Source organism: Mechercharimyces mesophilus (assembly GCF_059818345.1).
The window spans coordinates 23295-46426 of sequence record NZ_JCBAPH010000006.1; the positions used below are offsets into that span (position 1 = coordinate 23295).

General features: G+C 45.9%; 17 protein-coding genes. 2 read left to right on the top strand and 15 right to left on the bottom strand.

What is annotated here, in order from left to right:
• Positions 1 to 176: 176 nt before the first annotated feature.
• From AC6RGY_RS14015 to AC6RGY_RS14075, 13 genes are all read right to left on the bottom strand, one after another.
• Entirely contained in the window at positions 177 to 2252 is a 2076-nt protein-coding gene (locus AC6RGY_RS14015) for an SBBP repeat-containing protein (RefSeq protein WP_499863951.1), read from the bottom strand.
• Between the two features lie 678 nt (positions 2253 to 2930).
• Positions 2931 to 5012 (bottom strand): SBBP repeat-containing protein, encoded by a 2082-nt coding sequence (locus tag AC6RGY_RS14020; RefSeq protein WP_499863953.1) that lies wholly within the window; start codon positions 5010 to 5012, stop codon positions 2931 to 2933.
• Positions 5013 to 5477: 465 nt separating this feature from the next.
• On the bottom strand, positions 5478 to 5702 hold the full coding sequence (locus tag AC6RGY_RS14025; RefSeq protein WP_499863955.1) for a hypothetical protein: 225 nt from the start codon (positions 5700 to 5702) through the stop codon (positions 5478 to 5480).
• A gap of 854 nt (positions 5703 to 6556) precedes the next feature.
• Positions 6557 to 6937 carry a hypothetical protein gene (locus AC6RGY_RS14030; RefSeq protein WP_499863957.1) on the bottom strand — a complete coding sequence of 127 codons (381 nt, stop codon included), beginning with the start codon at positions 6935 to 6937 and terminating at the stop codon, positions 6557 to 6559.
• Between the two features lie 575 nt (positions 6938 to 7512).
• Positions 7513 to 9609, bottom strand: a complete 2097-nt coding sequence (locus tag AC6RGY_RS14035) for an SBBP repeat-containing protein (RefSeq protein ID WP_499863959.1) — start codon at positions 9607 to 9609, stop codon at positions 7513 to 7515.
• 413 nt (positions 9610 to 10022) lie between these two features.
• The gene (locus AC6RGY_RS14040; protein ID WP_499863961.1) at positions 10023 to 12089 is read right to left on the bottom strand and encodes an SBBP repeat-containing protein; all 2067 of its coding nucleotides are present in this window, start codon (positions 12087 to 12089) and stop codon (positions 10023 to 10025) included.
• Positions 12090 to 12237: 148 nt separating this feature from the next.
• Positions 12238 to 12960 carry an HAD family hydrolase gene (locus AC6RGY_RS14045; protein ID WP_499863962.1) on the bottom strand — a complete coding sequence of 241 codons (723 nt, stop codon included), beginning with the start codon at positions 12958 to 12960 and terminating at the stop codon, positions 12238 to 12240.
• A gap of 28 nt (positions 12961 to 12988) precedes the next feature.
• Positions 12989 to 13453, bottom strand: coding sequence for a tRNA (cytidine(34)-2'-O)-methyltransferase (locus AC6RGY_RS14050; protein ID WP_499863964.1), 465 nt, complete (start codon positions 13451 to 13453; stop codon positions 12989 to 12991).
• A gap of 73 nt (positions 13454 to 13526) precedes the next feature.
• Positions 13527 to 14045, bottom strand: coding sequence for an amidase domain-containing protein (locus AC6RGY_RS14055; RefSeq protein WP_499863966.1), 519 nt, complete (start codon positions 14043 to 14045; stop codon positions 13527 to 13529).
• A gap of 154 nt (positions 14046 to 14199) precedes the next feature.
• A complete protein-coding gene (locus AC6RGY_RS14060; RefSeq protein WP_499863968.1) occupies positions 14200 to 14745 on the bottom strand; it encodes a methylated-DNA--[protein]-cysteine S-methyltransferase in 546 nt (181 codons plus the stop codon).
• 187 nt (positions 14746 to 14932) lie between these two features.
• Positions 14933 to 16099 (bottom strand): tRNA epoxyqueuosine(34) reductase QueG, encoded by a 1167-nt coding sequence (gene queG, locus AC6RGY_RS14065; protein ID WP_499863969.1) that lies wholly within the window; start codon positions 16097 to 16099, stop codon positions 14933 to 14935.
• Between the two features lie 169 nt (positions 16100 to 16268).
• A complete protein-coding gene (rnhA, locus tag AC6RGY_RS14070) occupies positions 16269 to 16703 on the bottom strand; it encodes a ribonuclease HI (protein WP_499863971.1) in 435 nt (144 codons plus the stop codon).
• A 19-nt stretch (positions 16704 to 16722) separates the two neighbouring features.
• A complete protein-coding gene (locus AC6RGY_RS14075) occupies positions 16723 to 18420 on the bottom strand; it encodes an ABC-ATPase domain-containing protein (RefSeq protein ID WP_499863973.1) in 1698 nt (565 codons plus the stop codon).
• Between the two features lie 120 nt (positions 18421 to 18540).
• Between AC6RGY_RS14075 and AC6RGY_RS14080 the strand changes: the two genes are divergently transcribed.
• On the top strand, positions 18541 to 19206 hold the full coding sequence (locus AC6RGY_RS14080; protein ID WP_499863974.1) for a B3/B4 domain-containing protein: 666 nt from the start codon (positions 18541 to 18543) through the stop codon (positions 19204 to 19206).
• An 82-nt stretch (positions 19207 to 19288) separates the two neighbouring features.
• Here the strand turns inward: AC6RGY_RS14080 and AC6RGY_RS14085 are convergent, their stop codons facing one another.
• Positions 19289 to 19867, bottom strand: a complete 579-nt coding sequence (locus AC6RGY_RS14085) for a uracil-DNA glycosylase (RefSeq protein WP_499863976.1) — start codon at positions 19865 to 19867, stop codon at positions 19289 to 19291.
• A 170-nt stretch (positions 19868 to 20037) separates the two neighbouring features.
• On the opposite strand from AC6RGY_RS14085, the gene AC6RGY_RS14090 reads away from it, so the two are divergent.
• A complete protein-coding gene (locus tag AC6RGY_RS14090; RefSeq protein WP_499863978.1) occupies positions 20038 to 20874 on the top strand; it encodes a Cof-type HAD-IIB family hydrolase in 837 nt (278 codons plus the stop codon).
• A 53-nt stretch (positions 20875 to 20927) separates the two neighbouring features.
• On the opposite strand, the gene AC6RGY_RS14095 is transcribed toward AC6RGY_RS14090, so the two are convergent.
• Positions 20928 to 23015: an SBBP repeat-containing protein gene (locus AC6RGY_RS14095; protein ID WP_499863980.1), complete on the bottom strand. Its 2088-nt coding sequence runs from the start codon at positions 23013 to 23015 to the stop codon at positions 20928 to 20930.
• Positions 23016 to 23132: the final 117 nt, after the last annotated feature.

Sequence of the window (23132 nt, forward strand, 5' to 3'; positions counted from 1 at the left end):
ATCTTGCTATTTTGCCGTAGCAATTACATTGATGAGCGATAATTCATCGGATTAGAAGGACATTGCCGGCCACCAGGCTACATCTTTCTAATCCCCACATTCGACGACAATTTTATTAAGAGAAAAAGCATCCGCTAGAAAATCGTCTAACGGATGCCTGATCGCGTACTGCTCTTTTAAAAACCCGTTTCTCCGCCCCCACCCGCACCACGTGGTCCTCTCGGCCCCCTCGGTCCGCGCCTTCCTCTCGGTCCTCTTGGACCCTCGGCACCGGTGGCTCCAGCTGGTCCTGTTGCTCCCGTTGGACCTGTGGCGCCAACAGAAGTAAGTTGCCCGACTTTGGTGACAAAGGCATCCTGAACTCCTCCAAATTGACTCTGGAAGGCAGCAAAGGTAACAGGGAAATCCGTGGATTGGGTCCTGCCTGTAAAATACGCGCTCTCCTGCCTATCGACCGCAACCGCATTTCCGGCATCGCCTCTTTCTCCTCCTAAATACGATGAGAAAGAGATCCCTTGCCCCGAAAAGCTCATCTGCGTGACAAATGCATCTTGACTGCCAGCCAAGCTATCTTGAAAAGCATCCGAAGTAATAGGGAAATTCATCGAAGTCGTATCTCCTGCCACCCACGCCCCTCCAAAGGAATCAATGGCAATACCGTTTCCACTCTCATTGCCATTTCCACCTAAAAATGTGGAGTACACCAGTGCACTTCCTGCTGCGTTAAACTTGGTCACAAAAGCATCAAAGGCCCCTCCTCCAAATGCCGATTGAAAGGCATTGGGTGTCGTTGGAAAATTGGCCGAGAGAGTCAGGCCTGTTACGTAAGCATTGCCCGCACCATCTACATCAATGCTCAAACCTTGATCACTAGCACTTCCACCCAGAAACGTAGAATAGACTAATGAACTTCCCGTTCCATTAAGCTGGGTCACAAAAGCATCAAGCGTCCCTACCCCTCCCCCAAATACGGTTTGAAAAGCCCCCGTCGTTGTTGGAAAGTCAGTAGATAGAGTTGATCCTACCACATAAGCATTGTTTGCCCCATCTAACGCAATGCCATTTCCAGCATCATTTGCGTTTCCTCCTATATAGGTTGAATATATTAGAGAACTTCCTGCTGCATTGAATTTGGTAACAAAGACATCCGCCCCCCCTCCGAGTACCGTCTGGAAAGCATTCGTTGTGGTTGGGAAGTTAGTCGAAAAAGTTGCTCCTGTTACGTATGCACTGTTCGCTCCATCTACCGCAATGCCACTTCCATTATCCGCAGCCATTCCACCCAGATAGGTGGAGTAGATCAAAGTGCTTCCTGCCGCATTCAGTTTCGTTACAAAAGCGGAGGTGTTCCCTGGACTTGGTGTTATTGGCTGAAAAGCCCCTGTCGTTGTTGGAAAGTTCGTTGAAGCAGTTGATCCTGTTACGTATGCATTGTTCGATTCATCTACCGCAATACCGCTTCCATTGTCTGCGTCATTTCCACCCAGATAGGTGGAATAAATCAAGGAACTTCCGTCAGCATGGAACCGAGTCACAAAGGCATCATTCTGGGTGCCCAAAGTCGTTTGAAAAGCTCCCGATGTGATGGGAAAATTAGTAGATATAGTTTGTCCGGTAACATACGCTTCCCCATTGCTATTAACAGCAATGCCACTTCCAATGTCATTTGTACTCCCGCCTAGAAAGGTTGAGTAGAAAACAACCGGATCGATGAGAAGTGTCTTTTTCTCATCATAAGAGGCAAGATCAAACCCAATAGAAGCATCATCAAAGAGGCGGAACGCTGTTGCAATCAACCGCTTCTCTCCGTGTATCCATTGAAAGCTGATCGGCTTTCCTTCACGGAGGATACCTTGTGATGTAGACACAAACAAGTCTCCGTACTCATTTACACGTACTTCTTCCCCGCCTTCGTATCTTAAACGAATGTCTTCGATACGGGCTCCTGGATGGACGATAATGTCGTATTTTAGCTGTTCATCATTACCGGAGAAAACGAGATCGATTCCCTCCCATACCTCCTTATACATGACTCGGTTTGCTTTGGAATCTAAATCGATCTCCGCATCCGAATTCGCGTGGACAAATCGCAAAACGAGTGAAGAGTCCTGTTCAGCGCCACGAAAATTTAATGCCACGCGATCACGATAAAAATAGAATCGGCATCCCACTCCATCCGCTCGATAACAATACGCCACTCCCTTCCCTTCACTCTGTTCAAAAACAAGTGATCTAGACACTTTTTGACTCACTTTGCCTGTCCCCTTTCAGAAAACTCCGTACATAATCCCTCATCCTACATGTACGTCGTCATCCGAAAAGAGGTGTAGGCGTTATAAGCCCATAAATTCTATAGACAAAAGTACTCCGTCAACGAATACCCTTTTGGCACCAACACCCTTACGCCATTCACGTTCTTCACATTCCAATGAGCATCTTCTTTATTACGCTGGATTCTACTCCTACCTGACGCCTTCGAGTCAGCGCTAACCCATGCAATATATTGGCATTGAACAAAATGAAGGACAAATTTACTCCAGAATAGAGTTATGCCGGCGTATTTCTTTTGCGTAGAAAAAACCCAGTTAAGAAGCCTTCACTGGGCATTGGTCGGTCACTATAACTTACTTTAAAATTTAGTAAGGGCCTCATGTTATTTCATCTTCCTCATGGTACTGTTCACTATGCGAAGCATTTTGTCATTTTTCAGGGTAATCAGCACACAGGTAATTTCTAGAGACATCCAAATTTGTTTTAGAAAATAACGAACTCTTCAAACTCGATATATTTCTACCGATCTTGAATACAACTCCTCCTACCCGTTTCAATTTCGGAGAGTTACTCTGTCTGTTCTGCTACGATACTCCGTTAAAGACTCCTTTTCGCCATGAATAGGTACACACGCTATCAGTTGCTTACTCCTTGGAGAATTATCCGCCAAACTCTTCACTCCCGCCACCCGCACCACGAGCACCCCTTGCTCCCCTCGGACCTCGCCGTCCTCTTGGCCCTCTTGGACCTTGCGCTCCAGTGATTCCTGCTGGACCCGTCGCTCCTGTAGGACCGGTAGCACCGACGGAGGTAAGCGACCCTACTTTCGTGACGAAAGCGCTGTTAATCCCTGGTGAGAAATTGGTCTCCTGAAACGCTTGAAAAGTGACTGGAAAATTCGTTGAAGCTGTAAAGCCAATGAAGTAAGCAGATCCCGCTGAATCTAGCACCACACCATTTCCACTTTCATTCTGACTACCCCCAAGATAAGAAGAGAAAGAAATTCCCTGTCCAGAGTAACTCATTTGTGTAACAAAGGCGTCATCACTTCCCGCTAAGCTATCTTGAAAAGCATCCGAGGTAAGCGGAAAATCAGTTGAATTGGTATTCCCTGTTACCCATGCCCCTCCAAACGAATCTACAGCAATACCTCCTCTGCCCAAGGGATTTTCACGCTGACTTCCACCTAAATAGGTGGAATAGACGACCGCACTCCCCCCTGGATTCAACTTTGTTACAAAAGCAGATTCAGGTCCAGGTCGAGTAACTTGAAACGCATTATTCGTTGTTGGAAAGTCCACAGAAAACGTAAATCCTGTCACATACGCATGGTTGGCTCCATCTAAGTCAATGCCTCTGCCACCATCTTGATTGGAACCACCTAGAAAAGTGGAATAGATGAGCGATGATCCAGAAGCATTCAACTTCGTAATAAATGCATCAAATACTCCTGCAAACGTAACCTGAAAAGCACCTGTAGTTATAGGGAAATCCGTTGACTGAGTGGAACCAGTAACATAAGCTTGATCGCTATCATCCACAATGATACTACGTCCACTATCAATCGAACTCCCTCCTAAAAATGTAGAATAGACTAGATTGCTTCCTGTTGTATTTAATTTAGTTACAAATGCATCTGAACTCCCTCCTAAAATCGTTTGAAAAGCATTTGTTGTCGTTGGGAAGTCAGTGGATTGTGCTTCTCCAGTCACATAAGCATTGCCCTCCCCATCAATTGCTATAGCATAACTTGCATCTAGCAAACTTGTACCTCCCAAATAAGTAGAATAGACAAGGGAAGTACCTGGGGCATTCAATTTCGTTACAAATATGGATCTTGGCATCGTCTGAAAGGCTCCAGAAGTTACAGGAAAGTTACTCGAATCGGTTCTTCCCGTCACATAAGCACGATTAGCACTGTCCACAGCGATACTTACTCCTAAATCATCAAGATTTCCTCCAATGTAAGTAGAGTAAATAAGGGAAGTACCATCCTTATTAAATTTGCTAACAAATACATCAGCAACATCCATAAACATGGTTTGAAAAGCCCCTGTTGTCACAGGAAAATCTGTGGAAGCCGTCTGTCCAACTACATATGCACTTTGTGCTTCATCCACCGCAATGTCATTCCCGGTATCTACTCCTGAACCCCCAAGATAAGTGGAATAGAAAACAACCGGATCAATGACAATCATTTGAGTAGGATCGTACTTCTCTCTATCTATTCCAAATTGAATAGAGCCATCTTTGTTGAGCTCAAATTGTGTGCGAATTTGCTTTTTCCCCTGCTTTGTCCACTGAAAGCTAGTTGGTTTTTTTTCGCAGTAAACGCCTGCATTTGTATAAATATATAAATCACCGTACTCGCCAAGAGTCACTCCATTTCCACCCTCATATTTCAGCCGAACATCATCTACACGCGCTCCTGGATAAACAACCACATCATACTTCAACTGCTCTCCCTGTCCATAGAAGATCACATCGATCCCCTGCCAAACATTTTTGTAAACTACACGTTCGATTCCCTGACCATCCCTCTCTATTACCTCGGGAATAACATCTTCTGATCCATTCTCAAAACGTAACATCAGTTCAGAAGAATCATTCATTAATAACTGGATTCCCTCTGACCGAAATATAAACTGGATTTCCTCTCCTTGCGCTACATAATCATCCTTCTCATCCCCATTAAACCGCTTAAACTGAAGAATCTGTCTTTCGTGTTGCACTTTTTTCACCCTATATCCCTCCATTGGATGTTAACATGGTGCTTTATCCTATGGTAATCCCCCTTTATAAGTGCAACATTTTCTGATAGAGACCCCCATGGCTTATCTCCACACACCCCGAGATAAAAGCTGACTGCATGGGACGGTTTTCTCACAGTGTAGTGGAGAGCCAGGAAATCCTTCTTCTCGCGAGCGCATAAGTACGTTGCAAAGTCACTCAGAAGGACATCCTACGCCCTCTTTCACACATAGAGAGGAAGAGCTTCCACCCTTGAAAATAACGATCTCGATTGCCAGTAAAGTAACGCCTCCTCTGATAGGCGGTAACTTTATTGATTTCCCTTCCCTTATCTACTAACTTGTTATTCTCTGTAGAAACTATAGCTATTTAATAGAAAATCCAATAGTTACTCACTCTTTTGTGCACCAATTAATCTTCCAACTATTACGCAATGATCCTTCTACTTATCCTAACTATAAACCCGTCTCTCCCCCACTTGCACCACGTGCTCCTCTTGGTCCCCTTGGTCCGCGTCGTCCTCTCAGTCCTCTTGGACCTTGAGGTCCTGTAGCTCCTGCGGGTCCAGTTGCACCTGTTGGACCTGTCGCACCTAACGTAGTAAGGGTTCCGACTTTAGTGACAAAAGCATCCGGATGGAGCTTGTTATTACACATAGCAGACAGATGACTCCTTTTCATCTCAAAAAAACACCCTCGTCATAAGAGTGTTCACCGTAGATAACATCATTCGCCTCACCATCATGTCTTCTAGTCTTAGCATGCGATGGATGATCTATAGAAATCGCTCTTCCACCTCTTCATTTCAGTTAACCCTCCATACTTCAATTTTTTACTCAAAATGGGTCTCATCTAAGTGATAATAGCATGGTCAAATAGCAGGTAGTAAACATATTTTACTAATAGATTCTTGGATCTCCTTTTAATCCTTACTTAAAAAATCTTGAAAGGAGGTGTTTATTTTCGAGTGTTCAATATTTAGAAATCGAACATCAACACTAGCTTTTCGGTTTGTTACCGACTTTTCATTCAGCAATGAAGATATAAACATTGTCATCGTGATTCCACCTAATCAAACAAGAAGGGTTTTTATTCCTGTTAATGCTTTGGACGTTTCATTTACTGTAGCTGCCAGACAGGCATTCGCAAGAAGTGCAGGATTTCGAGTCATTGAAACAATCACACTGCCCAAAACTCCTGGATTTGGCTTCTTTGAAGGAACCAAAATTGGTCAAAATCCATCGGTTATTTCTACTATCCAATCACGGAAATAACGCTTCGAATCCTATCCATCTAGGGAGTTTACAATATTGATGATCCGTAAGGAAATTCCATTAATCCACAATCTTCCCAGGACCCTTTCATTTCAAGCGATTAGATGATTACCACCACAAAAAGCACCGCACAGGTGCTCGCCTGCTGGTATATCCCCCTCATAGGGATAAATTTATACACAACCATAGTTGGACTTTACTATTCCAAGTGATGTAGAAAAACCAAGGTGACTATTCTCTATAGTCACCTTGGGATAATGACTATCTACGATATAATGTAGCTATACCACTAATATTTACATCGTGATCAGCTATCCGAAGTGTATACGTTTGATCTGATTCAAAGTCAAATTCGGCAATGGACTCACTACCATCCATCGTGATGCAGGATTTTTCGCCATCACTATTTGTGATACAAATGGATGTACCACCTAAATCTTCTGCATCTTGATTAAAATCTAATTTGATCCCCTCGTAACTAGAACCACTTAAGTCACTCCACGTTAAATAGCGCCCTTCGTTACACTGGAAACTGATCTTCGGGTCGAAAAAAGCCTCCGCATTAGGCAATTGAATGGATGCCACAAAAAGGATGGACAGCATGGACAATAGAACCTTTGCAACCATTGATTTTCTTTTCATTTTACATCTCTCCTCAAATATTTTTTTATTACAGAAAATAATGATGACAGCAATTAATTCAACAAGGAAATATGTATCTTGAGCATGAGTTTATTCCGAATTAGAAATAATACTGAATATCTGTCATCATATTGTAACTATATCATGCAATTGTGTCAGTTATATGTCAATGAAAAAGATAATTTTTTATTCGCCCCAAATTACGTAACTGGGTTTCCAGTTCGGAGTAGATTTTAATTATAATGCATCCCAAGTATTTGTAGCCGGAATCCAGATTGCGGTACCTGCTGGACTCACAGTTGATGGTGAAGTGGATGCTTTAAATATGCGATTTTTCATTATCGAACCAACACTTCGTGCTGATTAACTTTCTTATACCAAAAATCAGGATAATATCTTCGCTACCCTCTGCCTCTTTCGCTACTTCTTTCGTTTCTACGCCTAAAAAGGATACAAAAAACCCGTCGCAACGGACGAGTTTCTCGATTGGCTACCACGGAAAATCTCCTATTATACAAATGGCCTGCTGAGTGAGTCAAAAGCAAATGATTTTCAGAAAGTATTTTCCATCTTATCTAGACGCCAATCTCTCCTCCGCCCGTACCACGCGGACCTCTTGGCCCCCTTGGTCCACGCCTTCCTCGAAGTCCACGTTCTCCTTGAGCACCGGTCACTCCGATAGCTCCTGTTGGACCCGTTGGTCCTGTTGCGCCTATTGAAGTAAGCTCCCCTACTTTCGTAACAAAGGCATCCAAGCTCCCTGCGGATTGACTTTGAAAAGCACCAAAAGTAACAGGGAAATTAACGGATAACGTCGGTCCAGTAAAGTAGGCACTCTCTTGATTATCAAGCGCGACACCCATACCAATATCTGAAGTACTTCCTCCTAAAAATGATGAGAAGGATAGCCCTTGACCAGAATAGCTTATCTGAGTCACAAAGGCACTAAATGTCGGGGCCGATGCATTACTGTCCTGAAACGCATCCGATGTAACGGGAAAATTGGTTGAACCGGTTTGTCCTGTTACCCAAGCGCCACCAAAGGAGTCTACCGCAATTCCAAATCCTGTTTCACTATCATTCCCACCCAGATACGTCGAGTAAATCAGGTTACTCCCTGCGGGATTCAACTTGGATACAAAGGCGTCTGAACCGGCTACGGTTGTCTGAAAAGCATTGGGTGTCGTCGGAAAGTTTGTTGAGAGTGTTACCCCTGTCACGTAAGCATTATTTTCACCATCAATATCAATAGAATGTCCAGTGTCGGATAACCTTCCGCCTAAATAAGTGGAATAAACCAACGATGAACCTAAAGCATTCAATCGAGTGATAAAGGCATCATTAAAACCTCCACCTCCTACCGTCTGAAAAGCACCCTGTGTTGTTGGATAATCTATCGAATCTGTATCGCCCGTTACGAAGGCCTGGCTACTTCCATTGATAACAATTCCACGTCCAGTATCGCCACCATTTCCACCTAAGTACGTGGAGTATATTAATGCCGTCCCCGCTGTATTTAATTTCGTTACAAACACATCTTCTCCACCACCTCCATACACCGACTGAAAAGCACCCGTGGTTATTGGAAAATCAGTGGAGCTCGTTTCCCCCGTTACATAAGCATTGTTTGTTTCATCCACCGCTATACTATTCCCCCTCTCATTGCCACTTCCTCCTAGGAATGTCGAGTACGCAAGAGAATCCCCTGTTGGATTGATTTTCGTTACAAACACACTGTTCGTAAGAAAAGCACCGGGAGATATCGTTTGAAATGCTCCAGAAGTCGTTGGATAATTGGTAGAATTGGTTCGCCCTGTAACATAGGCGCTTCCTGAAGCATCCACATCAATCCCTAGGCCTACATCGGTGACACTTCCCCCTATAAAGGTAGAGTAGATCAAAGAGCTACCAGCTACATTAAATTTCGTAATAAATACATCGTCTCCACCACCTCCAAATACCGTCTGAAAGGCGCCAGAGGTTATCGGGAAATTCGTAGAATCTGTCTGACCAGTTACATAAGCACTGCGTGCAGAATCAACCGCAATGGCATTCCCACTGTCACCCCCTCTTCCCCCTAAATAGGTAGAATAAAAAACAACGGGATCAATAGTAAGTACTTTGGCTGGATCATACTCTGTTTGCTCGACGGCAAATCCGATCGACCCATCTACACGTATCTGAAAATGGGTCGGCACCACTTTCTCTCCTTGCTCTGTCCATTGAAAACTTACCGGTCTTTCTTCACGAAGTATGCCTTGGCTCGTATGAACAAACAAGTCACCTTGCTCATTTAATGATGGACCCCCTCCACCCTCATACTGCAATCGAATGGCTTCAATATGAGCACCCGGATGAACCACCACATCATATTTCAACTGCTCTCCCTGTCCATAGAAGATTACATCAATCCCTTGCCAAACATCCTCATAGACAACTTGTTCAAACCCCTGTCCTTGCGGAGTAACTCCTTGAGGGACAACTCCCTCACGAGCGCCAACAAACTTCAAACTCACCTCCATCGATCCACCTAATTCAAACTGAACTCCCTCTGACAGAAATGTGTACCGGATTTCCTGCCCCTGTCCGATATAGGAACGTGTCAAATCCCCGCTTGCTTCAAATGGGGAAAGCCTTAACGTATGCAATCCATCTTCCCTTACTCTTTTCATTTCATAACCCTCCAATGAATGTCACTGAGATGCATTATCTTATGATGAACACTCATATTGAGTGTACTACCCATTCTTCTTTCGCCTATCACTGAATCATCCTCGTCAATTTTCATCCCTGCTCCTTCTTCCTCTGCTTTTGATGTTGTTCAACTTGAATCATAAGTATCACTCACCTTGATCTTCACGAATCTACTTTGTCATTCCCCTTTCGGAAAGAAGCAAATTCATCTCGGATACATAGCGAAAACCAAACGATACGCTTGTGAATCTTACTACGTTGATTACAAAGTCCACCAAAGAAAATAGAAAAACTCCTTCTATAACGGACAACCGTCTGAAGGAGTCGAATACGAGTAGATTACAGAAATGATTTCATTTCTATCTCACTGAGTAAATGAGTAAGAAATGCGCTAACCTCCAAACTCTCCTCCACCTGCACCACGTGGCCCTCTCGGACCTCTTGGTCCGCGCCTTCCTCTCGGTCCCCTTGGACCTTGTGCACCGGTGGCCCCGATGGGACCCGTCGCTCCGGTTGGACCCGTGGCACCAACCGACGTCAGATTTCCTACTTTTGTGATGAAAGCATCACCATTCCCTGCGTATTGAGATTGAAGCGCTTGAAAAGTAACTGGAAAATCTGCTGAAAAAGTTTGCCCTACGAAGTAAGCATTGTCAACAGTATCCAGCGCTGCACCAAAACCGTTATCAAATCCGATGCCACCGAGATAAGAAGAAAACGAGAGTCCCTGACCGGAAAAGCTCATTTCTGTTACAAATGCATCAAAAATTGATCCTGAACTTGCACGACTATCTTGAAAAGCATCTGATGTAACTGGGAAGTCATCAGAGCTTGTGCCACCGGTTATCCAAGCCGAACCAAAGGAAGTTACAGCAATGCCTTGACCCTGTTCAACCCCACTACCTCCTAAATAAGTTGAATACACCAGCGCACTTCCCGTAGCATTCAACTTGGTGACAAATGCATCCGTAACCAACAGCGTCGTTTGAAAAGCATTCGCTGTTGTGGGGAAGTCGGTAGAATTTGTAGAACCTGTCACATAGGCATTATTCGCTTCATCAAGGTCAATAGCATTGCCACCATCACTACCCCTTCCACCTAAATAGGTGGAATACATCAAATAGGAGCCATCTGCGTTCAATTTGGTGACAATGGCATCATTTATTCCGCCACCCGCAATCGTTTGAAACGCTCCTGAGGTGACTGGAAAGTTGGTTGATTGTGTTCTACCCGTGATATAAACCTGATTTTCGGGATCGAGCGCAATATCTAGATTAAGCTCTAGCCCATCTCCCCCTAAGTACGTGGAGTACACGAGTGCACTTCCCATAACATTCAACTTGGTTATAAAAAAATCGCTGGACCCTCTGAGGGTTGTCTGAAAAACACCTGTTGTGATCGGAAAATTAGTGGACCTCGTAGTCCCTACACAATATGCCAGTTGATTTCCGTCAACAGCAATGGCATTACCGCTATCTACACTATTTCCACCAAGAAACGTGGAATAGACAAGGGATGTTGCTGTAGCGTTTAACTTGGTAGCAAACACATCGGAAGCACCTGCGAGACTCGTTTGAAATGCGTTCGATGTAATGGGGAAATCGGCTGATGCTGCTGCTCCAATCACATACGCATTGTTAAAAGAATCTAATGCAATTCCAGCCCCATCGTCTGCGCCACTCCCACCTAGGAGGGTTGAATAGAGAAGGGTGCTGCCTGCCGCATTGATTTTTGAAACAAAGGCATCGGATGATCCCGCATTGATTGTCTGGAATGCACCCGACGTAACAGGAAAGTCCATAGAGAGGGTAGCACCTACAACGTAAGCATTTTGGTCGGTGTCTATGGCAACATTCCTTCCAATATCGACGCTACTTCCACCTAGAAAGGTAGAATAGAAAACAATCGGATCAATCACCATCACAGTGGATGGATCATAAGCTTCTTCCGCGACAACAAATCCGATGGATTCATCTGAAAACTGTTGAAACTTCGTCGGTATCTCTTTTCTCCCCTGCGCTGTCCATTGAAAACTTACCGGTTTTCCTTCACGGAGAATGCCTCGGTCCGTATAGACGAATAAGTCGCCACCTGCATCAAGTCTTACCGAATCTCCACCTTCATAGCACAAGCGAATATCTTCGATGCAAGCTCCCGGATAGACAATGGCATCATACTTTAAGTGCTCCTCATTCCCTGAGAAAATGAGGTCAACCCCATTCCAAATCCCTTTATAAGTAACCTGGTTCCCTTCTTCCAACCGAATATCCACGTCCGGATTAGCGTCAACAAACCGTAGAACAAGATGCTCATCCCCTGCTCCCGTTGTAAATCGGAAACTCACGCGATCATGAAAAAAGTAAAATCGACATCTCTCTCCATCTGCACAGTAGCAACATTCTCCGTCCCATTCATCTCTGGATACAAACACAAGTGATCTGGAAACATTTTTGTTCACTGCACACTTCCTCCTTAAATTTCCGATGGATATTGGACCTGATCACCATATTCCATCATCCAAATAGAGGTGTGGGCAAAAAAAAGAGAAGCACATCGAAATATATCCCATGTGCTTCCCTTTCACTTGACCCGACTGGTCAGTCTACTTATTCTGCAAACCAATTTTTATCTGCCTGCACCATTTGCCACAAGTCTTCCAGACTTCCCTGACGATCGGGTTGGAACTGTGGAGATCCACGATCAATGAGATGATCTGTCACCAGGTAAGTCTTCATTCCCAGGGTTTTAGCCACTAGGTCTTCTTGTACATCGTTCCCGATCATGATGCACTCTTGCGGATCCACTCCGATCCGTTCAGTAATTTCCTGATAGTAACGAGGATTCGGCTTGCAGAAATGGGTCTCTTCACTGTACGTGACCATCTTAAACGGAAGGTCATGCACTCCTGCCCAGCGCAGCCTCTCCTCAATAGCGGGCCGTGGAAAGACTGGATTGGTCGCCACGACGACCTCGTATCCGTGCTCCAACACCTTTTCCACGATGGCACGAGACAGTGGCGATGGATTCACATCACCAATCAACTTTGGAAAATGCTCTTCATAGTAGTCCACGAAGATCGGCACAATTTCCTCTCTCTCTTTTCCTATTCCGGCTAAAAAGTGTTCCCAAAATACGTCCTCATTGGTCTGCGTGGGATCTGTACTCCGCACCATATTTATTAGTGCTTCCATCAAGCTTCGTTGCAACTGCTCTGGTAGCGCAATCTCGGTGAGGTGAGGAGTAATGGAATTCAGATAAGCCTGCACAAACGTATGGGTATCCATCGGTAACAATGTTCCATCAAGATCAAAACAAACGACACGCCCCATCTTACTCGCTCCTTTCTTCTATAAAAACCTAGGTTAAATGAGGGAAATCAACTTGGCGCAACGCTTCATAGATAACAATTCCCGTCGAAGTCGCCAAATTGAGTGAACGAAAATCTGGATTCATGGGGACACGAATCAGTCGCTCCCGGTGTGTATCCAAAATCTCACGCGACAATCCGGCAGACTCCTTCCCGAATACAAAAAAATCCCCTTCCTGGTAGGAAAAAGACGTGTACGGCTTGTCCGCTTTCGTCGTCGCACAGAAGAAGCGCGCATCCGGATACGTCTCTTCTAGCTCCTTAAAAGAGTCATAGTGACGAATATCCACTTGGGGCCAATAATCCATCCCCGCTCGCTTAATATACTTGTCTTCAATCGTAAAGCCCAGAGGATGGACAAGGTGAAGAACGGTTCCTGTCACGACACAGGTACGAGCAATACTGCCCGTATTTTGTGGGATTTCTGGTTCGACCAGTACAATATGAAATGACATCTTGCCTCTCCTCCCTCTTCTTATCCCCTTCATTATACCATGGGAATGCCTTCTTATTCAGACCGATTCGGTCTTAAGTAGGACCTGCAATATGAAAAAACTCAATCTTCGTAGAGGGTGTCCACGCATGAGAATCGCGGTAGGCCCAGTAGCGATGCTGGCTATTAAGCGTATGTGCATTAACCAAAGGCATTCCTCGTCTGTCGTAAGCTGTCACAATCGTATTGTGATTCCACGTTCCGTCGCCGTCCCAATCATAGCAGATCACATCTCCCAGTTGCAATTGCGTCGGTGCTTCCACCTGAACCGCTTTCATGATCCCTCCACTTTTTAAATATAGCCGTAGGCTATGTGCCACAGACCAACTAAAACTCCAGTTATCGGAAGGAGCCCCTGATCCACGGTACCACCATCCCCGACTGCGACTGGCAGATCCCGCCATAGGAATCCCCCCTGCAAAGAGACACTGCGAGACATAGTTGGTACAATCCACCTCAAATTTCTGAAAGCGCGGGTTATATTGATTCCACCATGTTTCTGCATACTGAACCGCTGCCTGACGATTATAACGTGCACTCGTCCATCCTTGCACACCTTTTTCCTCCTCCACACTCTGGTTTCTAGGATTTCTTCATTATCGTATGAGCCAGTAAAAAGGATGTGCGACGATAAGCGAACAAAACAAAAAACGGCGTATAAACGCCGCTTCACTTGCTCTCTTCTCTGGTTTGTCGTAGTTATCTTTCTCACGAAGAAGAGACGGATTCAAGAGGAAGAGAACCTTCCATTTCCAATAACAACTTCTTCTTATCAAGCCCACCACCATAGCCGACTAAAGAGCCACTACTACCAATCACACGATGGCACGGGATGACAATCGGAACAGGGTTCTTATTGTTGGCATTCCCAATTGCGCGCACCGCCTTAGGTGCACCAATCGCTTGCGCAACATCTTTATACGATCGCAACTCCCCATAAGGAATGTGAGATAAAGCATTCCACACCCGTTGTTGAAAAGGCGTGCCATACAAATCGAGAGGCAAGTCAAATTCTCGCCTTGAACAAGCGAAATATTCATGCAATTGGTCGGTAATAAACTTCATTTCCTGTTCGTTCTCCTCCATCGTCACGCTACGAAACCAACGTTTGGCCCACACTTCTATTCCTGACCGGACGTGCTCACCACGACCGAACACGATCCGACAAATCCCCTGTGTGGTTCGTGCTATGGTTAGAGCCCCGACTGGGCTTTCTATCTGCTCCCACACCCAGATATGTGCTTGCGGATTCATCCGCTCCCTCCTCACTCTTCTAAAGCGTTCGATACACAGAAATTCCAATTCCTATTCTCTAAAGGAAACTCGCTTCCGTTCATGCTGAAACCTCGGGATATCCGATGGAGATTTCACTCACCTGATTGGCAAAGCCCACTTATCGTAGTGGGGCTTAGATTCATTTATAAATAAACAGTAACCGGCGTCAGCAAAGGGTTCGCGATCGCTTCCCTGTCGCTCCTTCTGCCAAACGGTTAATCGCTTGCTCCAGCTCTCGACGTACTTCTTCATCTGTTTCCTCATCTTTTCCTTGAAGCAATGCTTGCCGCGCCTCTTCTCCCCCGATTTTACCCAAAGCCCATGCACTCGTTCCCCGGATTACTGGACGAGGATCTTCTTGTAAAAGTTGCGCTAACAAGGGCACAGCAGAATCATCACGAAAATGAGCCAAAGCAATAATCGCATTTCGTTGAATCGGCTTTTTGCCACGCCAGGAACCCGCCATCGGACCAAAGCGTTCGCGAAACTCCCGATTGCTCATTTTCAATAATCCCTTTAATAAAGGTTTGACCTCTTCAGGCTCCGGTCTAAAGTCTGTTTGATGGGTGAAATTCACTTTTCGATTGACGGGACAAACTACCTGACAGGTATCACAACCATACAAGCGGTTGCCTAGTTTGTCTCGATATTCCTCTGCTAAAAAGCCTTTCGTCTGCGTCAAAAAGGCAATACAGGTTTGTGCATTCAGTTGCCCTGGCTGAACCAGTGCTCCCGTCGGACAAGCATCCATACAAGCCGTACAATCGCCACAGCTTTCCGTGATCGGTTGATCGGGTGGCACGTAAACATCGGTCACCATCTCGCCGAGATAGATCCATGAACCCAATTCCGGAGAGAGAATAGAGGTGTTCTTTCCACTCCAACCGATACCCGCTCGCTCTGCCACAGCGCGATCGGAGAGCGCTCCCGTATCCACCATCACTTCTACTGTCGCCGTCGGTACCCACTCCAGCAATTTGCTCTTCAGCCTTTCTAATTTGTCGCGCAAGACATGGTGATAATCGACTCCCCAGGAAGCCCGCGCAAACATTCCGCGATAATACTCTGGTGTCGACTTAGGCGGATGGGGGATTTTGGAGGGATAGGCCAAAGCAATCGCCACAATCGACTTTGCTTCCGGTACAATTTTGCTCGGATCCGTCCGTTTCTCTAGGTCCGGCTCTTCAAAACCAGACTCATACCCAAGTTCCCGATGCTGTTCCAAGCGTTCTCTTAACTCAACGAATGGATCGGCTGCAGCAAACCCAATTTGGTCGATTCCAATCTCTTTCGCGTAGGTTTGCAAGGCTGTTTTTAGGGCGAAAGCATCCATGTCTATCCCTCCTCTCTTTTTCCTATTTCTTCTTAAACGACTCTTCTAAGTGACCAAAATGCTTTCTTGTAACTTCTGATTATAACATGGCTTTCCTTGGAGTAAACCTTTTCTTCTCCATTTCCAATAAAAAGTTCTTTCCACTTTATATTCCTCGATCTTTTTTTGCTTATCGAGGAACCGCTGCCCGCGCCAACTCATCACAACGGTTGTTTAATTCATTATCACTATGCCCTTTCACCTTAATAAATTCAACCTGGTGCGTCTCCATCAAGGAAAGCAAGTGTTGCCATAAGTCTTTATTCTCTACTGGCTTTTTCTTCCCTTTCGTCACCCAACCGTTACGTTGCCAATTCTCAATCCATTTTTGTTGAAAAGCATTCACCAAATAAGCACTATCGGTATGTAACTGCACACTACAAGGGACCTTGAGACAAGCAAGTGCCTCAATCGCCGCCATCAGCTCCATCCGATTATTGGTCGTTTCATATTCTCCACCTGAGATCTCTTTTCGCATCTCCTCATAGAGCATTACAGCTGCCCAACCTCCCGGTCCGGGGTTCCCTGAGCATGCTCCATCTGTGTAAACAATAACTTCTTTCACGTTGGTCTGCCGCCTCCTTTTAACGTACCTGTAACGAACGCAAGCGATTAATTGCTCCCGCCAGTTCTAGCTTGCGTGGAAGCGCAAGATCTCCTGGGTGTTTGCCATTATACGGCGAAATCGCATCCAAACCCTGTTCCTCAATCACATGATACAACCGATCCAGTAAGTCGTTTAGGGTTGCCTTTCCATCTGCATATTTTTTGATTAATCGCAGGCCATCGGCGATCGCTCGTGTCTGACTGCTATCTACAAGTTGCTCCAATGCAGATAAATCAAGGTCGGAGCTTCCATAAAGGATGTGGTGAACCCCTTTGGCATCCACCTTTTCCTTCTTGCCTCGCTGCGCATCAAAGCTTTGCGGTAAGGCTGCTCGCGCGCTCACTTCACCAAAAGTGTCTCCTCCTTCCCGCTTGCGGTCATGGGTGTGTGTTTGGGCAATCGCTTTGGCTTTTTCCGTCACATCATGAGGACGGTATTCATCCATCATTATAATACGATCTGCCACTTCGAAGTAGTCCCCTGAACCTCCCAGAACCAACAAGCTGGAAACTCCTTTTTCATCAAACAGTTGACGCACCTTATCGATAAAGGGAGTGATCGGCTCTTTCCCTTTCGCAACCAGCTCCTGCATGCGCCCGTCACGAATCATAAAGTTGGTAGCACTTGTATCTTCATCGATTAAAAGTGTGGTCGCTCCCACTTCCAACCCTTCTATTATATTGGTTGCCTGCGAGGTACTACCGCTCGCATCTTCTGAGGAAAAGCGCTTCGTCTCTCTTCCGAGAGGAAGGTTATTAATGAACGGAGAGATGTTCACTTTTTCTACTTGCCGTCCGTCTTCTGCTCGTACTTTGAGCGCCTGTTCATCGGTGATGACATATTGGCGACCATCGCCTTCAATATGATTATACACTCCCCTCTCTAACGCTTGTAAGAGTGTACTCTTCCCATGGTATCCTCCACCTACAATCAGGGTAATTCCACGCTGGATCAACATTCCGGTTAGAGGAGCGCCGTGGGGCACATCCACACTTACCCGCATCGAAGTAGGGGAGACAAAGGGAATCACTTCGCCGTTGGTTAGTGGACGATCGCTAATCCCGCTTGCCCGTGGTAGAATGGCGCCATCTTGAATGAAGGCCACTCCATTCTGTTCCGCTACATAGCGGCGTACAGCCACTTGGTTATCCACTAACTGCATGCGCTCCTTCAGTGCACGCTCACCGATACGCGCCGCAGGCAGAGCCTCTTCTACCAAGCGCGGCAGATCTTCACACAACATCTGTCGCGCTTTCTTCCCTAGCACTTTCCGCCCTTGCGCCGGCAAACCGATGGTCATTCTTAGCTCCACATACGAATCCGTTACCACGACGGCAGTACGTGGCAACATTTCCTGACCGGGAGTATCCACAGAAATCATGCCACTTTTCCCCGTTCCATGGGCACGAAAGGCATATTTTTTAACAACCTTGCTACAGTGACGCAAAATCAAATCCTCTAAAGCCACACGGCGGTGTGGTGAAGAAAAGGTATCCTGTTCATACTGCGCCTTCTCTTGTGCCATACGCACCCGAATCCGGGAAGGAGCAGCGAAAGGATCACCTTGTACATAATCAATAAACAGCGTATAGGATGGAAAAGAGTATTTCCCTTGAATGTCCTTATAAGCTTTGTATCCTTTCCCATCAATGCGCATAAGGGTTTGTTCCAACATCTGATTTTTCTCCTCCTATGTATTCCAAGGTTTAGCATGCTATACTAAAGGAAGGTTTCGGTAAAAGAGAAACCATTCATTCTTCTCTTATGTTAGCTCGAATGAAAGGTGTGTCGCAAATTGATCACCCTTGATCCAAAACTGAAAGAGCAAATACCCCGTTTCCAACTGGGGTTCATTCATTATCAAGGATGCAAGATAGCGGACTCTTCCCACATGTTTCAGGACCGCATGCATCTGTTTGAGGAACATCTGCGCTTGGAATACGATACAAGCACCCTTGGGGAGGTTCCTCCCATCCAACAGATGCGTTCCGCGTTCAAACAGGCAGGCAGTTCACCTTCTCGCTATCGACCGTCTGCAGAAGCATTATTGCGACGGGTTTTAAAAGGAGATTCTCTTTCTTTTATTAATAGCGCGGTCGATGCCAATAATTTTTTCTCGCTTCGCTATCTGTTGCCCTCTGGGATTTACGATCTATCTCACCTCACAGCTCCCATCACCTGCACCATCGGCTCGGAAGAAGATCATTATCTAGGATTAAACGGTCGAGAGATTTCTCTTAAAGATAAGATCATCCTCAAGGATGCTCAAAAACCATTTGGCAGTCCTTATGTCGACGGCAAAGGAAGTCAGGTTACCAAGGAGACCACCTCTTGCCTCCAGGTCCTTTTTCATTGTGACGGAAGTACCTCTATCCCTCTTGCAACGACCTTAGAAGAAATAGCCTCTCTGTTCATACAAGTAAATGGCGGGGAAGTCGTATCCACGAAACAGATTACATGACGATATGCAGCTAGCCATTCAACCTTTCCAAAATCAACCTCGTTCAAACCCATGCTCGGCTCATTTAGAGAATCAGGTAGCATCAACTTTCTTCCTGATTTGACAAGCCCGCTACCAACGACTGATACGCATCACGGATTTTTTGTAGATCTTCCCACGCATCTCGCTTTCGCTCCGGATTACGTAATAAGTAAGCTGGATGGTAGGTTGGCAAAAACCATACTCCTTTCCGCTCGATCCAGTGACCGCGCAAACGTGTGATGCGCGCACTGGGGTCGATTAAAGCACGCGTTGGCGTCGACCCTAATGTGACGATAATCCGTGGGCGAAGAGCCACAAATTGGGCCCGCAAGATGGGAAGACAAGCCTCCACCTCTGTCGTTTCTGGTGTTCGATTCTGTGGAGGACGGCACTTCACGATATTGGTGATGTAAATATCGGAGCGGTGAATGGAGGCCGCTAGCAGCATTTTATCCAATAGCTGTCCCGCCCGTCCCACAAAGGGGCGACCCGATTGATCCTCCCTCTCACCTGGCCCTTCTCCAACAAATAGGAGCGGTGAATGGGGGTTCCCCTCACCCCACACCATCTGGGTCCGCTGTTCATGAAGCCCACACCGCCTGCATCCCTGATAAGCCTCTTCTATCGCTGACAAATCCATGCGTTCTCACCTCTATTTTTCTCTACCTCTAAGCAAAACTCGCGTGCTTATCTCCATATCTTTCTTTTGTCTCTTTCTTAACACTATGATATTATTTCTAGTTAACATTTAACTTCCCTATCTTCTCTTCGTTAGAAAGGATCGATACCCACCTGAAAGGATGAACCCTTATGTTACCATACTCCTTGTTTATCTCCGATATCGATGGCACGTTACTCTCCAGTCAGAAGCACGTGTCCGCTGAAAATAGAAAAGAAATTCAACGTTATCGTCAAGCAAATGGCCACTTCACGTTGGCTACAGGACGCAGTTTTCCAGAAGCCAAGCGCTATATTGAAGAACTTTCCTTAAATCTGCCATCTATCTTATGTAACGGTGCCGTCATCTACGATCCCATTACACAAAAATTAGAGCCACTCGCTACCCTTTCTCATATGACGGTAACATCGGCTCTGAAGGAATTGGAGCAAATTACAGATATTGATTGCCTTGTCTACACCACCGATACCGCTTACGCGACCCGCATTGGCACCTTGACGCAAAAGATAATGGAGAAAGAAGATTACCTCTTGGAAATGCTCCCTTCTTTCGATCACTTACCCCAATTGTCTTGGGTTAAAATTGTGGTGATTGCGGATACCACACAGATGCAACTTCTTCACCGTTGGTCTTTGTCCCTATCGCTTCCTGTACAATTTGTGCAGTCGTCTACTCATTATTTTGAGATTCTCCCCCTTGGTGTCTCCAAAGGAGAAGGGCTTAAAATAATTGCAAAACAACTACATCTCAAGCAAGAACAGACGGCGGTCATCGGCGATCACTTTAATGATCTACCCATGATCGAGCAAGCCGGAAAATCCGCAGCGGTCGCTAACGCTCACCCCGAGGTACAGCAATCCGCCGATCATATCGTCTGTAGCAACGACAATCACGGAGTCGCTACGTTTATACGCGAGCACCTTTTGCAAACAACAGAAATGAGAAAGAGCGACCTCCTATCCAAATAAATTGGACATGGTCACTCCTTCAGCCTCTCACCTCTCTCCCTCCTATGCATGCTCTACCCGCCAAACTCGCCTCCACTTGTTCCTCGAGGACCTCTCGGGCCTCTGGGCCCACGCCGTCCTCTTGGGCCTCGTAAACCTTGTGACCCTGTAGCCCCGACCGAACCAGTCGCCCCTGTGGGACCCGTCGGGCCGGTCACACCTACCTGCTCTCCTATCTTTGTCACAAAAGCGTCCAGATTTCCACCACCATATTGACTTTGGAAGGCTCCAGACGTCAAAGGGAAATCCGTCGATCCTGTTGCCCCTATGAAGTAGGCATTTCCTCGATTATCAACCGCAGTACCCAATCCAGTATCGGCAAGAGTTCCTCCTAAATAGGAGGAAAAAGAGATTCCTTGACCCGAAAAACTTATCTGCGTTACAAAGACATCTCTTACACCCGCAAAACTGTCTTGGAACGCATCCGATGTAACAGGGAAGTTAGTAGAGGTTGTTAGTCCCGTTACCCATGCCTCTCCGAAAGAAGTAACCGCAATTCCATTCGCTTCTTCAGTAGAACTTCCTCCCAAATACGTCGAGTACACCAGATTGCTACCCATCGGATTAAACTTGGTAACAAATCCATCTTGGCCTACATTTAAGAAGGTTTGAAAGGCATTATTGGTAATAGGGAAGTTCGTCGAAGAGGTAGCTCCTGTTACATAGGCGTAATTGTCACCATCTATATCAATGGAATTACCAAATTCTGAATCATTTCCACCCAAGTAAGTCGAGTAGATTAGGGAGGACCCTACAGCATTCAGCCTTGTGATGAATGCATCTTGAATTCCTTCATTAAGGGTCTGGAAAGCACTTGACGTCGTAGGAAAATCGGTTGAGCTGGTAGTACCAACCACAAATGCTTGATTACTTGCATTGAGTACAATTCCATTTCCTACATCTGCACTACTCCCTCCTAAATAGGTGGAGTAAACCAAGGAGAATCCTGCTGGATTCACCTTTGTTATAAAAGCACTAACTATCCCGCTCAATGTCGTCTGAAAGGCACCTGGAGTGGTTGGAAAGTTAGTAGAAAGTGTCCTCCCTGTCACATACGCATTGTTCGTTCCATCCAGCATGATACTGTTCCCAGCATCAGTTGCATTCCCACCCAAGTAAGTCGAATACAAAAGCAAGCCACCCGTCGTATCCAACTTCGTCACGAATGCATCTGATCCTCCTCCCAAACTGGGTTGGAAAGACCCTGCTGTTGTGGGATAATTCGTAGAAAATGTCTGACCTGTCACATAAGCGTTTCCTATAGCATCTACAGCAATGGAGTTTCCTTGATCAATAGCATCCCCTCCGATGAAGGTAGAGTAAAGTAACGATCGACCGGTTTCGTTCAGCTTCGATACAAACACATCACTCGCACCTGTGAACACCGATTGGAAGGCTCCTGTTGTCACGGGAAAATCAGTCGAACCCGTCCGTCCCGTTACATAGGCATTCCTCTCAGAATCAACAGCAATGCCTCGCCCCTGTTCTTGTTGAGACCCTCCGAGGTAGGTAGAATAGAGTACAACCGGATCAATAACTACTGGGTGAGAGGAATCGTACTTTTCATTCTCGATGGTAAACCCAATGGAGCCATCTTCGTTTCTCTTAAAATGAGTCGGAACCACTCTCTTCCCTTTCTTTGTCCATTGATAGCTAACAGGCTTTTTTTCGCAGAGAACGCCTGACGTCGTATAGACAAACAAGTCGCCTCGTTCATTAATTGAAAGACCCCTTCCCCCTTCATACCGCAAACGGATATCCTCAACCTTCGCCCCCGGATGAACCACGACATCGTATTTCAACTGTTTTCCCTGTCCGTAGAAGAGCACATCGATTCCTTGCCAGACTGCCGCGTAGATAATCTGTTCACCGTCTTTCTCCGAATCGACTCTCTGAGGTAATACTCCCTCATACGCATCGACAAACCGCAAGAACAACTCTGTCGATCCATCGAGCGTAAACTGGATCCCCTTAGGCAAAAATGTATACTGGATTCCCTCACCTTCTGTGACGCAAGCCTTCTTCTCCGTTCCACCAGCTTCCCTTAATCGAAACCTTAACCTATGTGATCCAGCTTCTTTCACTTCCTTCACTTTCTTCACTCCATATCCCTCCATAAGATGACTCAGATGCTCTATCCTATGACTTACTGTCTATCTTGGTTATGGGCTCTAGCTGGTTCACACCACTTTCTTGCTTGCCACCGATCGAAACACCTC